The 15598-nt window shown below is 69.3% G+C and carries 1 protein-coding gene (cut by a window edge); it reads left to right on the top strand.

Going from position 1 to position 15598, the window contains the following annotated elements:
* On the top strand, positions 1-15598 hold part of the coding region annotated (locus G4D85_RS49085; protein ID WP_420821757.1) for a non-ribosomal peptide synthase/polyketide synthase (this coding region is incomplete at its 3' end). The annotated region extends 12386 nt beyond the left edge of the window; 15598 of 27984 annotated nt are visible.

The raw sequence follows: 15598 nt of genomic DNA, 5'->3' as shown, positions 1-15598 counted from the left end.
GGACGAGCAGTTCGTCGGCCCGCGCACGGAGACGGAGCAGAAGCTGGCGGCCATCTTCGCGGAGGTGCTGAACGTCGAGCAGGTCGGCGTGCAAAGCGACTTCTTCGAGCTGGGGGGCCACTCGCTGCTGGCGACACAACTGGTCTCCCGCATACGCGAGGTGTTCCGCGTGGAGCTGCCGCTGCGGGACGTCTTCGAGACCTCCACGGTGGAGAAGCTGGCGCGGAAGATGGTCGGCTCGCAGGAGGAGGGTGCCGGGCTGAAGGCACCGCCCCTGCGCCGTGTGCCTCGGGACACGGCACTCCCACTGTCCTTCGCGCAGCAGCGCCTGTGGTTCCTGGACCAGCTGGAGCCGGGCAGCGCGTTCTACAACGTCTCCGTGGCGGTGCGGCTGACGGGAGAGCTCGACCTCCTGGCCCTGGAGCGGAGCTTCGAGGCATTGGTGCGCCGTCACGAGTCCCTGCGCACCTCGTTCCGCGCCGACGGCGGCACGCCCGTGCAGGTCATCGTGCCTGACGCTCGGGTGCCACTGGCCGTGGTGGACCTGGGCCCGCTGCCCGTGTCCGAACACGACGAGGAGACAGTGCGCCTGGTCAAGCAGCAGACCCGGAGCCCGTTCTCGCTGGCTCAGGGCCCGTTGCTGAGGACGACGCTGGTGAGGCTGTCGGAGCAGGAGCACGTGCTGGTGCTGGTGATGCACCACATCGTGTCCGACGGCTGGTCCATGAGCATCCTCGTGCGCGAGATGACGGCGCTGTACGAGGCCCATGCGCAGGGGCGTGAGCCGTCGTTGCCCGAGCTGCCCGTGCAGTACGCGGACTACGCGGTCTGGCAGCGCGAGTGGCTGAAGGGCGAGGTGCTGGAAGGACAGGTGGCGTACTGGAAGAAGCAGCTCGAGGGCGCGCCTCGGGCGCTGGAGCTGCCCACGGACAAGCCACGTCCGGCGGTGCAGGGCTTCCGTGGCGAGAACCGGCACGCGCTGTGGCCGAAGGCGCTGTGGCATGACGTGGAGTCGCTCGGGCGGCGCGAGGGCGTGACGCCCTTCATGGTGCTGCTGGCGGCGTTCCAGACGGTGCTGGGGAGATACTCGGGGCAGGAGGACGTGTGCGTGGGCGCGCCCATCGCTGGCCGCGCGCGCTCGGAGACGGAGGGCCTCATCGGCTTCTTCGTCAACACGCTGGTGCTGCGGACGCGGCTCGAATTCACCCAGACCTTCCGCCAGCTGCTCGCGCAGGTGAAAGAGGTGACGCTGGGGGCGTATGCGCACCAGGACGTGTCCTTCGAGAAGCTGGTGGAGGAGCTCCAGCCCGAGCGGGACTTGAGCCGAAGTCCGTTCGTCCAGGTGACGCTGACGCTGCAGAACACCCCTGGCACCGAGGTGCAACTGAGCGGCTTGACGCTCCAGCGGATGGATGCGGAGGAGCGGACCTCGAAGTTCGACCTGTCGCTGTTGGTGGAAGATGACGAGGCCGGTGTCTCGGTCGTCGTCAACTACAACAGCGACCTGTTCGAGCCAGAGACGATGGAGCGGCTGCTGGGGCACCTGCGGGTGCTGCTGGAGTCCGCGGTAGCGAGGCCGGAGCAGCGGCTGGTGGACCTGCCGCTGATGGACGCCGAAGACCAGCGGTGGCTGGTGGAGTGGAGTGGGACGAGCGTGGAGTACCCGCGAGAGAAGTCGCTCGCGGAGCTGTTCGAAGCGCAGGTGGAGAGGACGCCGGACTCGGTGGCGGTGGAGTACGAAGGTCAGCGGCTGACGTATGCCGAGCTGAACCGTCGGGCCAACCAGCTGGCGCACCACCTGGCGGGCATGGGCGTGGGGCCCGAGGTACGGGTGGGGTTGTGCGTGGAGCGCTCACTGGAGCTGGTGGTGAGCATGCTGGGCATCCTCAAGGCCGGAGGTGTGTACGTCCCCCTGGATGCCAACTACCCCCTGGAGCGGCTGGCCTGGATGAAGCGCGAGGCCGGCGTTGCCCTGCTGGTGGCGCAGGAGCGGCTGGCGGAGGAGGTAGCGGAGGGCGGTGAGGTGGTGGTGTGCGTGGACACCGAGTGGGCCACCATCGCTCGCCAGCCGGAGAGTCCTCTTCCGCCTCGGGTGGGCGGAGACAACCTGGCGTACGTGATGTTCACGTCGGGGAGCACGGGTCGGCCCAAGGGAGTGGGAGCGCCGCAGCGCGCGGTGACGAGGCTGGTGCTGGGGGCGGAGTACGCGTACTTCGGGCCGGACGAGGTGTGGTTGCAACTGGCGCCCATCTCCTTCGACGCGTCGACGTTCGAGATATGGGGCGCACTGCTGCACGGGGCGAAGCTGGTGGTGTACCCGGCGGGCCCGGTGTCGCTGGAGGAGTTGGGGGGGGCACTGGGGGAGTACGGCATCACCACCCTCTGGGCGACGACGGCCCTCTTCGAGCAGATGCAGGCGCGCCAGCCCGAGGCGATGGCGCGGGTGAGACAGGTGCTGGCTGGCGGCGAAGTCATGAACGTGGCCCGCGCCTGGGAGCGGCTCGAGGCTGGAGGCACGTTCGTCCATGCGTATGGCCCGACGGAGAACACCACCTTCTCCACCTGCCACCGGATGGAGGCGCCAGAGGAGCTGGGCACGACGGTGTCCATTGGGCGGGCGATAGAGAACTCGACGACGTACGTGCTGGACGGGGAGCTGAGGCCGGTGCCTGTGGGAGTGCCGGGAGAGCTGTACGTGGGAGGAGAGGGCCTTGCCCGAGGGTACGTGGGCCGGCCGGAGCTGACGGCGGAGCGCTTCGTGCCCAGTCCCTTCGGAGACGGAGAGCGGCTGTACCGCACGGGAGACGTGGTGAGGTGGATGGGGAACGGGACGCTGGAGTTTGTGGGCCGGCGCGACGGGCAGGTGAAGGTGCGCGGCTTCCGGGTGGAAGTGGGTGAGGTGGAGGCGGCGCTGTCGACGCACGCGGGAGTCGACGCGGCGGTGGTGGTGGCGAGAGGAGAGGGCGCGGAGGGCAAGCGGCTGGTGGCGTACGTGACGGCAAAGGAGGGGGCGTCGCTGGAGGCCGCCAGCCTGCGCGCGCACCTGAAGCAGCGGTTGCCGGAATACATGGTGCCGTCGGTGTACGTGGTGCTGGACACGCTGCCGCTGACGCCTGCTGGCAAGGTGGACCGCAAGGCCCTGCCGGAGCCGGAAGCGCAGGCTTCGAGTCCTGAGAGCTACGAGGCGCCGAGAACGGAGACAGAGCGGAAGCTGACGGCCATCTTCGAGGAAGTGCTCAAGGTGCAGCCGGTCGGCCTGCACGGCGACTTCTTCGAGCTGGGCGGGCACTCGCTGCTGGCCACACAGTTGGTCTCTCGTGTGCGGCAGGAGCTGAAGGTGGAGCTGCCGCTGAGGGACATCTTCGAAGCACCCACCGTGGAGTTGCTCGCCGCGCGTCTTGACGCCGCGCTGGCCACCGCACCAGGCCTCCAAGCCCCCGCGCTGAAGCGCGTGCCGCGCACGGGCCCCCTGCCGCTGTCCTTCGCGCAGCAGCGGCTGTGGTTCCTGGATCAGCTCGAACCCGGGAGCCACTCCTACAACATCCCCGCGGCCGTGAAGCTGACGGGGACGGTGCACGTCCATGCACTGGAGCGAGCCTTCGAGGAGCTGGTCCTCCGGCACGAGTCGCTTCGCACGACCTTCCACGTCCGGGAGGGCGCTCCCGTCCAGGTCATCGCGCCAACGGCACAGGTGCGTCTGAAGACCGAGGACCTCACCGGCCTTCCCGAGGTCCAGCGAGCCTCGGAGGTAGCACGCTTCATTGCGCACGAGGCCCAACGCCCGTTCTCGCTGGAGCAGGGCCCTCTGCTGAGGACTGCGCTGCTGAAGCTGTCGGAGCAGGAGCACGTGTTGGTGCTGGTGATGCACCACATCGTGTCCGACGGCTGGTCCATGGACATCCTCGTCCGGGAGGTGGGCGCGCTGTACGACGCGTGCATCCAGGAGCGGCCGTCGCCGCTTCCGGAGCTGCCGCTTCAGTACGCGGATCATGCGGTGTGGCAGCGCGAGTGGCTGAAGGGCGACGTGCTGGACGCTCAGCTCTCGTTCTGGAGAAGCCAGCTTCAGGGTGCTCCGGCCGCGTTGGAGCTGCCCACGGACAAGCCACGCCCGGCGGTGCGGAGGTTCGAGGGCGAGCGCAGCGACTTCCGGTGGCCTCGGGTGCTGTGGGATTCGGTGACGGTGCTGGCACATCGCGAGGGCGCGACGCCCTTCATGGTGTTGCTGGCGGCGTTCCAGACGGTGCTGTCCCGCTACTCGGGGCAGGACGACGTGAGCGTGGGCTCGCCCATCGCCAACCGCACGAGAGCGGAGACGGAGGGCCTCATCGGCTTCTTCGTCAACACGCTGGTGCTGCGGGCGAAGCTGGGGGGCAATCCCACCTTCCGCCAGCTGCTGGCACAGGTGCGCGAGACGACGCTCGGAGCGTACGCCCACCAGGACATCCCCTTCGAGCGGCTGGTGGAAGAGCTCAAGCCCGAGCGCGACCTGAGCCGAAGCCCGCTCTTCCAGGTGATGTTCATCCTGCAGAACGCGCCAACGCCGGAGCTGCGGCTGTCAGGGCTGACGCTCACGGCCATGGACGCGGAGCTCCACACGTCGAAGTTCGACCTGTCACTGGCGATGACCGAGGTGCCCCAGGGGCTCTCCATCAACGTCGCGTACAACCGCGACCTCTTCGAGCGCGACACGATGCACCGGATGGTGGGGCACCTGCGCGTGTTGCTGGAGGCGGCCCTTCGCGCTCCGGACACGCGGCTGGCGGACCTCTCCATCCTCGGGGACGCGGAGCAGCGGCGGCTGCTCGTGGACTGGAACGACACGCACGCCACCTTCGCACCCTCCACCGTGCAGGCCCTCTTCGAGGCGCAGGTGGCTCGGACTCCTGACGCCGAGGCCGTCGTCGCAGAGGACTCGCGCCTGTCCTACCGGGAGCTGAACCGGCGCGCGAACCAACTGGCGCACCACCTGCGCGAGCTGGGCGTGGGGCCCGACGTGCGGGTGGGCCTCTATCTGGACCGCTCCGCGAGCGCCCTCGTGGGCCTCTGGGGCATCCTCAAGTCGGGTGGCGCCTACGTGCCCCTGGACCCCGCCTTCCCCGTTGAGCGCTTGCGAGCCATCCTCGTGGACGCGGGGGCGCGAGCACTCGTCACGCAGTCGGCCCTCGCGGTGGAACTCGGGTGGAGCGCTGGGGCGCTCATCCAGCTCGACAGCGACGCCGCCGTGCTGGCCCGCCGGAGCGGCGCGAATCCGGCGCCCGTGGCTACGCCGGAGAACCTCGCCTACGTCATCTTCACCTCGGGCTCCACGGGTCGGCCGAAGGGCGTGGCCATCGAGCATCGGCAGCTCGTCAACTACGTTGAAGGTGTCTCGCTGAGGCTGGAGCTGCCGGACGCGGCCCGCTTCGCCTCCGTGTCCACCCTGGCGGCGGACCTCGGCAACACCGCGGTCTTCCCGGCACTCTGCCGGGGCGGTGTGCTGCACCTGGTGTCGAGGGAGCACGTCGCGGACCCGGCGGCGCTCGCCGCGCTCTTCGAGCGGGAGGGCGTGGACTGCCTGAAGATCGTCCCCGCCCACCTGCAGGCGCTCCTGGCCTCCGGCAACCCGGAGCGGGTGCTTCCGCGCCAGCGACTGGTGCTGGGCGGAGACGTGTCGGACTGGTCGCTCATCGACCGGGTCCACGCGCTGTCGCCCGGGCTGGAGGTCTTCAACCACTACGGGCCCACCGAGACGACGGTGGGCGTGCTCACGCTGAAGGTGCCACGCGGAACGGAGGGGCGAGTCTCCGCGTCCGTGCCGCTCGGTCGGCCCGTCCCCAACGCCCGCATCTACGTGCTGGATGGGCGGCTGTCCCCGGTGCCCACGGGCGTCCCCGGAGAGCTGTGCATCGGCGGCGACGTTGTCGGTCGTGGCTACCTGGGCCGCCCGGACCTGACGGCCGAACGCTTCGTGCCGGATCCATACTCGGACGCTCCGGGAGCGCGGATGTACCGCACGGGGGACCGGGCGCGGTTGCTGGCGGATGGGCGGGTCGAGTTCCTCGGCCGCGTGGACCACCAGCTCAAGCTGCGCGGCTACCGTGTGGAGCCTGGCGAGGTGGAAGCCGCGCTGGAGCAACATCCCGCCGTGCGCGAGGCGGTGGTGCTCGCTCGCGAAGGTCAGACGGGAGGCAAGCGACTGGTGGCCTACGTCGTGACGGGAGCGGGCCACACGCTGGAGGCCGCGTCGCTCCGTGACTTCCTGGGCACGACGCTGCCGGACTACATGGTGCCGCAGGCGTTCGTGACACTGGACGCGCTGCCGCTGACGCCCAACGGCAAGGTGGATCGAGCGGCCCTGCCGGCTCCGGAGCTCCCTGGCACCGAGCCAGAGACCTTCACTGCGCCACGGACGGCAACGGAGGAGGTGCTGGCGGGCCTCTTCGCCGAGGTGCTCGGGCTCGAGCAGGTCGGTGTCCACGGCAGCTTCTTCGAGCTGGGCGGGCACTCGTTGCTGGCCACGCAGGCCATCTCGCGGATTCGAGGCGCCTTCGGAATCGACCTGCCGCTACGGGACCTCTTCGAGGCGCCCACGGTGGTCGCGCTCGCGAAGCGGGTGGACAGCGCCGTGAGGGCGGGGATGGGCTTCGTGTCGCCGCCCCTGAGGAGGAGGCCCGCGCAGCAGGACATCCTGCCCCTGTCGTTCGCGCAGCAGCGGCTGTGGTTCCTGGACCAACTGGAGCCGGGCAGCACGTTCTACAACGTGCCGGCGGCGGTTCGACTGACCGGCCCCCTGGACGTGTCCGCGCTGGAGCGGAGCTTCGAGGCGCTGGTGGGCCGGCACGAATCGCTGCGCACCACGTTCCGCGCGGAGAGCGGCCTGCCGGTGCAGGTCGTCTCACCCGCGAGCCATGTGGCCCTGCCCGTGGTGGACCTGGGCGAGCATCCGGAGCCCGAGCAGGAAGCACGTCGTCTCGCGGAGGAGGAGTCGCTCCGGCCGTTCGACCTGTCCAGCGGTCCGCTGCTGCGGACGTTGCTGGTGCGGCTCGGGGAGCAGGAGCACCTGCTGGTGCTGACGCTGCACCACATCGTGTCGGATGGCTGGTCGACGGGCGTTCTCGTGCGGGAAGTCGCGGCGCTGTACGAGGCATTCTCCGAGGGCCGCCAGCCTGGCCTGCCCGAGCTGCCCGTGCAGTACCCGGACTACGCGGTGTGGCAGCGCGAGTGGCTGAAGGGCGAGGTGCTGGAGGCGCAGCTCGGCTACTGGAAGCAACAGCTCGAAGGGGCTCCATCCGCATTGGAGCTCGCGACGGACAAGCCACGTCCGGCGGTGCAGCTGTACCGCGGCGAGATCCGGCACGTGCTGTGGCCGAAGGCGCTGTGGCGCCAGGTGGAAGTGCTTGGCCGGCGCGAGGGAGCGACACCTTTCATGGTGTTGCTGGCGGCCTTCCAGACGGTGCTGGGGAAGTACTCGGGACAGGAGGATGTGTGCGTGGGCGCGCCCATCGCGGGGCGCACGCAGAGGGAGACGGAGGGGCTCATCGGCTTCTTCGCCAACATGCTGGTGCTGCGGTCGAGGCTGCTCGCGGGGCAGACCTTCCGGCAGCTGTTGGCGCAGGTGCGGGAGGGGACGCTGGGCGCCTACGCGCACCAGGACGTGCCCTTCGAGAGGCTGGTGGAGGAGCTGCAGCCTGAGCGGGACTTGAGCCGCAGTCCGCTCTTCCAGGTGACGTTGACGCTGCAGAACACGCCAACGACAGAGGTGCGGCTGAAGCGGGGGCTGACGCTGGCGGGCGTGGAGTCGGACGGCAGGACGTCGAAGTTCGACTTCTCGCTGCTGGTGGACGAGCAGCCGCACGGAGTGCTGGCGGCGCTGAACTACAACAGCGACCTGTTCGAGCCGGAGACGATGGAGCGGCTGCTGGGGCACCTGCGGGTGCTGCTGGAGGCGGCAGTGGCGAGGCCGGAGCAGCGACTGGCCGACCTGCCGCTGATGGACGCGGAGGAGCAGCGGCGGCTGGTGGGCGAGTGGAGCGGAAAGCGAGTGGAGTACCCGCGAGAGCAGTCGCTCGCGGAGCTGTTCGAAGCGCAGGTGGAGAAGGCACCGGGCGCGGTGGCGGTGGAGTACCAGGGCGAGCGTCTGACGTACGCGGAGCTGAACGGCCGAGCCAACCAGTTGGCGCACCACCTGAGGGCCATGGGAGTGGGGCCCGAGGTGAGGGTGGGGTTGTGCGTGGAGCGCTCACTGGAGCTGGTGGTGAGCGTGCTGGGCATCCTCAAGGCCGGAGGCGTGTACGTGCCGCTGGACGCCAGCTACCCGCTGGAGCGGCTGGGGTGGATGAAGCGGGAAGCCAGAGTCGCGCTGCTGGTGGCGCAGGAGAAGCTGGCGGAGGAGGTGGCCGAAGGCAGTGAGGTGGTGGTGTGCGTGGACTCGGAGTGGGCCACCATCGCGAGTCAGCCGGAGAGCAACCTGGTTCCCACCGTGGGAGGGGCCAACCTGGCGTACGTGATGTTCACGTCAGGGAGCACGGGTCGGCCCAAGGGAGTGGGAGCGCCGCAGCGCGCGGTGACGAGGCTGGTGCTGGGAGCGGAGTACGCGCACTTCGGGCCGGAGGAGGTGTGGCTGCAGCTGGCGCCCATCTCCTTCGACGCGTCGACGTTCGAGATATGGGGCGCGCTGCTGCACGGGGCGAAGCTGGTGGTGTACCCGGCGGGCCCGGTGTCGCTGGAGGAATTGGGGAGGGCGCTGGGGGAGTACGGCGTCACCAGCCTCTGGGCGACGACGGCCCTCTTCGAGCAGATGCAGCAGCGGCAGCCCGAGGCCATGGCGCGGGTGAAGCAGGTGATGGCCGGGGGCGAAGTCATGGCGGTGGGCCGCGCGAGAGAGCGGCTCGAAGCCGGAGGCACCTTCGTCCATGCGTACGGCCCGACGGAGAACACGACGTTTTCGACGTGCCAGCGGATGGAGGGGCCGAGGGAGCTGGGCGCCTCGGTGCCGATTGGTGGGCCGATAGAGAACTCGACGACGTACGTGCTGGACGGGGAGCTGAGGCCGGTGCCTGTGGGAGTGCCGGGAGAGCTGTACGTGGGAGGAGAGGGCCTTGCCCGAGGGTACGTGGGCCGGCCGGAGCTGACGGCGGAGCGCTTCGTGCCCAGCCCCTTCGGAGACGGAGAGCGGCTCTACCGCACGGGAGACATGGTGCGGTGGAGGGGAGACGGGACGCTGGACTTCGTGGGCCGGCGCGACGGGCAGGTGAAGGTGCGCGGCTTCCGGGTGGAGGTGGGCGAGGTGGAGGTGGCGCTGACGGCGCACGCGGAGGTGAGCGCGGCGGTGGTGGTGGCGAGAGGAGAGGGAGCGGAGGGCAAGCGACTGGTGGCGTACGTGGCGGCGAAGCAGGGGGCATCGCTGGAGGTCGCCAGCCTGCGAGCGCACCTGAAGCAGCGGCTACCGGAGTACATGGTGCCGTCGGCGTACGTGGTGCTGGACACGTTGCCGCTGACGCCTGCCGGCAAGGTGGACCGCAAGGCCCTGCCGGAGCCGGAAGCGCAGGCTTCGAGTCCTGAGAGCTACGAGGCGCCGAGAACGGAGACGGAGCGGAAGCTGGCGGCCATCTTCGAGGAGGTGCTCAAGGTGCAGCCGGTCGGCCTGCATGGCGACTTCTTCGAGCTGGGCGGGCACTCGCTGCTGGCCACGCAGTTGGTCTCCCGCGTGCGAGAGACGTTCCCCGTGGAGCTGCCGCTGCGGGACGTCTTCGAAGCTCCCACCGTGGAGAAGCTGGCTCAGCGGATAGACGAGGGCGCCAGGGCAGTGCGTGCGCCGCCCTTCACGCGTGCGCCGCGTGATGGGGTGCTACCGCTGTCGTTCGCTCAGCAGCGGCTCTGGTTCCTGGATCAGCTGGAGCCAGGAAGCGCGTTCTACAACGTGCCCTCGGTGGTGAAGCTGACGGGGCACCTGGATGTCGATGCCCTCGCGCAGAGCTTCCGAGTGCTGGTGCGTCGCCACGAGTCGCTGCGCACCACGTTCCGCGTGGGAGCCGGTGGCCCCATGCAGGTCATCTCGGACGAGGCGGTGACTGACTCCCGGGAGGAAGACCTGAGCCAGTTGCCAGCGGAGGCTCGTGAAGCCGCGGCGAAGCGCTGGGTGGAAGAAGAGGTCCGGCGCCCGTTCGACCTGGAGCGAGGCCCGCTACTCAGGACGACGCTGGTGAAGCTGTCGGAGCAGGAGCATGTGCTGGTGCTGGCGATGCACCACATCATCTCGGACGGCTGGTCGATGGGCATCCTCGTGCGCGAGGTGGTGGCGCTGTACGAGGCGTACGCGCATGGGCGCGAGGCCGCCTTGCCGGCCCTGACGGTGCAGTACGCGGACTACGCGGTGTGGCAGCGCGAGTGGCTGAAGGGCGAGGTGCTGGAAGGGCAGCTGGCCTACTGGAGGAAGCAGCTGGAGGGAGCGCCGAGGGCGCTGGAGCTGCCGACGGACAAGCCGCGTCCGGTGGTGCAGAGCTTCCGAGGGGACACCCGGGCTTTCCGGTGGCCTTGGAGGTTGGCGGAAGCAGTGAAGGCCACGGCCCGGCGAGAGGGCGCGACGCCCTTCATGGTGTTGCTGGCGGCGTTCCAGACGGTGCTGTCGCGCTACTCGGGACAGGACGACGTGTGCGTGGGCACGGCCATCGCCAACCGCACGAGGGCGGAGACGGAGGGGCTGATTGGCTTCTTCGTCAACACGCTGGTGCTGAGGACGAAGCTTTCGTCCGGGCAGACCTTCCGAGAGCTGCTGGGGCAGGTGAAGGAAGTGACGTTGGGTGCGTACGCGCACCAGGAGGTGCCCTTCGAGAGGCTGGTGGAAGAGCTGCAGTCGGAGAGGGACTTGAGCCGGGGCCCGCTCTTCCAGGTGATGTTCGTCTTGCAGAACGCACCGGGAGCAGCGGTAAGCCTGCCGGGGCTGAAGCTGGAAGTAGCGGAGTTGTCGGGCCGGACGTCCAAGTTCGACCTGACGCTGGGGATGGAGGAGACGGAAGAGGGCCTCTCTGGAGGAGTGGAGTTCAACAGCGACCTGTTCGAGCCGGAGACGGCGGAGCGACTGCTGGGGCACCTGAGGGTGTTGCTGGAGGCGGCAGTGGCGAGGCCGGAGCAGCGGCTGGCGGACCTGCCGTTGATGGGAGCAGAGGAGCGACAACGGCTGACAAGCGAGTGGAGCGGCCGGGCCGTCGAGTATCCCCGCGAGGCCGGGCTGCCCCAGTTGTTCGAAGCGCAGGTGGTGAAGACGCCGGACGCAGTGGCGGTGGAGTACGAGGGCGAGCGCCTGACATACGCGGAGCTGAACGGGCGGGCCAACCAACTGGCGCACCACCTGAGGGCCATGGGCGTGGGGCCTGAGGTGAGGGTGGGGCTGTGCGTGGAGCGCTCGCTGGAGCTGGTGGTGAGCGTGCTGGGCATCCTGAAGGCCGGAGGCGTGTACGTGCCGCTGGACGCCAGCTACCCGCTGGAGCGGCTGGGGTGGATGAAGCGGGAAGCCAGAGTCGCGCTGCTGGTGGCGCAGGAGAAGCTGGCGGAGGAGGTGGCCGAAGGCAGTGAGGTGGTGGTGTGCGTGGACTCGGAGTGGGCCACCATCGCGAGTCAGCCGGAGAGCAACCTGGTTCCCACCGTGGGAGGGGCCAACCTGGCGTACGTGATGTTCACGTCAGGGAGCACGGGTCGGCCCAAGGGAGTGGGAGTGCCGCAGCGTGCGGTGACGAGGCTGGTGTTGGGAGCGGACTACGCGCGCTTCGGGCCAGAGGAGGTGTGGTTGCAACTGGCGCCCATCTCCTTCGACGCGTCGACGCTGGAGCTGTGGGGCGCGTTGCTGCACGGGGCGAAGCTGGTGGTGTACCCGGCGGGCCCGGTGTCGCTGGAGGAGCTGGGAAGAACGCTTGAGGAGGCGGGAATCACCTCGCTGTGGCTGACGGCGGCGCTCTTCGAGCAGATGCAGGCGAGACAGCCGGAGGCCCTGGCCCGGGTGAGGCAGGTGCTGGCCGGAGGAGATGTGCTGCCGGTGGGGCGAGTGCGCGAGCGACTCGAGGCGGGAGGAGCGCTCATCAACGGGTACGGCCCGACGGAGAACACGACCTTCACCGCGTGCTACCGGATGGAGGGGCCCGAGGAGTGGAGCGGCGCGGTGCCCATCGGCCGAGCGATAGCGAATACGTCGGTGTACGTGCTGGACGGAGAGCTGGAGCCGGTGCCGGAGGGAGTGCCGGGAGAGCTGTACGTGGGAGGAGAGGGCCTTGCGGTGGGGTACGTGGGCCGGCCGGAGCTGACGGCGGAGCGCTTCGTGCCCAGTCCCTTCGGAGACGGGGAGCGGCTCTACCGCACGGGCGACATGGTGAAGTGGAGAGCGGATGGGGCGCTGGAGTTCCTCGGCCGGCGCGACGGGCAGGTGAAGGTGCGGGGCTACCGCATCGAGCTGGGCGAGGTGGAGACAGCGCTCGCGACCTACCCCGAGGTCAACGAGGCAGTGGTCGTCGCCAGCGACGACGGCGCGGAAGGCAAGCGGCTGGTGGCGTACGTGGTGGCGAAGGAGGGCGCGGCGCTGGAGTCCAACACCCTGCGCACGCACCTCGCTCAACGGCTGCCGGAGTACATGGTGCCGTCGGTGTACGTGGCGCTGGACACGCTGCCGCTGACGCCCAACGGCAAGGTGGACCGCAAGGCCCTGCCCGATCCGAAGGCTTCAGCCAGCATGGAAGGTGCCGACTACGAGGCGCCGCGTACTCCCACAGAGGAACTGCTGGCGGGCCTCTTCACCCATGTGCTGGGAGTCGAGCGCGTCGGCAGGAGGGACAACTTCTTCGAGCTGGGCGGACACTCCCTCCTGGCAACGCAGGTCGTCTCGCGAATCCGCGGGGTCTTCGGCGTCGAACTCCCGCTGCGTGACCTCTTCGAGGCGCCCACGCTGGAGGCGCTCGGCGAACGGACCGATCAGGCCATACGGGCGGACCATGCACTGACAGTGCCTCCGCTGAGGCCCCGTGTGGACCGACGGGCGTCACTGCCACTGTCGTTCGCGCAGCAACGGCTCTGGTTCCTGGATCGACTGGAACCTGGGAGTGCCTTCTACAACGTGCCGATCGTGGTGCGCTTGGAAGGAGCGCTGGACGTGGGCGTGCTCCAGCGAAGCTTCGAGGAGCTGGTGCGTCGGCACGAATCGCTGCGCACGACGTTTGGGTTCAAGGACGGAAAGCCGGTTCAGCTCATCGCCTCGGAGCCGCTGCTGGCCTTCGAGATGAAGCAATCCGGCGCGATGCCGGAAGCAAGCCGAGACGCCGAGGTCATGCGGCTCGTGGAGCAGGAGTCTCACCGGCCCTTCGACCTGGCGAACGGGCCACTGCTGCGGATGACCCTGCTCGAGCTATCGGAGCAGGAGCATGTGCTCGTGCTGGTGTTGCACCACATCGTGTCGGACGGCTGGTCGATGGGCATCCTCGTGCGCGAGATCGCCGCGCTCTACGAGGCCTTCTCGGAGGGCCGGGCGTCTCCGTTGCCAGCCCTGTCGGTGCAGTACGCGGACTACGCGGTGTGGCAGCGCGAGTGGCTCAAGGGTGAAGTGCTGGAGACGCAGCTCGGGTACTGGAAGCGGCAACTGGCGGGGGCTCCGCAGGCGCTGGAGCTTCCCACGGACAGGCCGCGCCCCGCGGTGCAGACGTTCCGCGGAGGACATGCCGAGCTCCAGTGGCCACGTCCCCTGTGGGAGGCCGTGAAGGCACTGGCGCAGCAGGAGGGAGCCACACCGTTCATGGTGTTGCTGGCGGCGTACCAGACGGTGCTGGGGCGGTACTCGGGTCAGGAGGATGTGTGCGTGGGCTCGCCCATCGCCGGGCGCACGCAGAGGGAGACGGAGGGGCTGATCGGCTTCTTCACCAACATGCTGGTGCTGAGGGCGAGGCTTCTGCCGGGACAGAGCTTCCGACAGCTCTTGGCCCAGGTGCGGGAGGTGACCCTGGGCGCCTATGCCCACCAGGAGGTGCCCTTCGAGAAGCTGGTGGAAGAGCTCCAGCCGGAGCGGGACCTGAGCCACAGTCCGCTCTTCCAGGTGACGCTGACGCTGCAGAACACGCCGGTGACGGAGGTGAAGCTGAAGCGGGGGCTGACGCTGAAGGGCGTGGAGTCGGAAGGCCGGACGTCCAAGTACGACCTGACGCTCGCGATTGAGGAGGTGCCGCAGGGGGCCCTGGCGGCGGTGAACTACAACAGCGACCTGTTCGAGCCGGAGACGGTGGAGCGGCTGCTGGGGCACCTGAGGGTGCTGCTGGAGGCGGCGGTGGCGAGGCCGGAGCAGCGGTTGGCCGACCTGCCGTTGATGGGAGCAGAGGAGCGACGACGGCTGACCAGCGAGTGGAGCGGCAGGGCCGTCGAGTATCCCCGCGAGGCCGGGCTGCCCCAGTTGTTCGAAGCGCAGGTGGAGAAGGCACCGGGCGCGGTGGCGGTGGAGTACCAGGGCGAGCGTCTGACGTACGCGGAGCTGAACGGCCGAGCCAACCAGTTGGCGCACCACCTGAGGGCCATGGGCGTGGGGCCCGAAGTGAGGGTGGGGTTGTGCGTGGAGCGCTCACTGGAGCTGGTGGTGAGCGTGCTGGGCATCCTGAAGGCCGGAGGCGTGTACGTGCCGCTGGACGCCAGCTACCCGCTGGAGCGACTGGGGTGGATGAAGCGCGAGGCGGGAGTCGCGCTGCTGGTGGCGCAGGAGAAGCTGGCGGAGGAGGTGGCCGAAGGCAGTGAGGTGGTGGTGTGCGTGGACTCCGAGTGGGCCGCAATCTCGCGCCAGCCAAGAAGCAACCCGCCAGCGCAAGTGGGCGGAGCCAACCTGGCGTACGTGATGTTCACGTCAGGGAGCACGGGTCGGCCCAAGGGAGTGGGAGTGCCGCAGCGTGCGGTGACGAGGCTGGTGCTGGGAGCGGACTACGCGCGCTTCGGGCCAGAGGAGGTGTGGCTGCAACTGGCGCCCATCTCCTTCGACGCGTCGACGCTGGAGGTGTGGGGCGCGTTGCTGCACGGGGCGAAGCTGGTGGTGTACCCAGCGGGCCCGGTGTCGCTGGAGGAGCTGGGAAGGACGCTTGAGGAGGCGGGAATCACCTCGCTGTGGCTGACGGCGGCACTCTTCGAGCAGATGCAGGCGAGACAGCCGGAGGCCCTGGCCCGGGTGAGGCAGGTGCTGGCCGGAGGAGACGTGCTGCCGGTGGGGCGCGTGCGCGAGCGACTCGAGGCGGGAGGAGCGCTCATCAACGGGTACGGCCCGACGGAGAACACGACGTTCTCGGCGTGCTACCGGATGGAGGGGCCGGAGGAGTGGAGCGGCGCGGTGCCCATCGGCCGGGCGATAGCGAATACGTCGGTGTACGTGCTGGACGGAGAGCAGGAGCCGGTGCCGGTGGGAGTGCCGGGAGAGCTGTACGTGGGAGGAGAGGGCCTTGCGGTGGGGTACGTGGGCCGGCCGGAGCTGACGGCGGAGCGCTTCGTGCCCAGTCCCTTCGGAGACGGGGAGCGGCTCTACCGCACGGGCGACATGGTGAAGTGGAGAGCGGATGGGGCGCTGGAGTTCCTCGGCCGGCGCGACGGGCAGGTGAAGGTGCGGGGCTACCGCATCGAG

Source organism: Pyxidicoccus trucidator (assembly GCF_010894435.1).
Taxonomy (GTDB): domain Bacteria; phylum Myxococcota; class Myxococcia; order Myxococcales; family Myxococcaceae; genus Myxococcus; species Myxococcus trucidator.
Note: the sequence above shows the minus strand (reverse complement) of the source record. Positions and strands in the feature narration are given on the sequence as shown.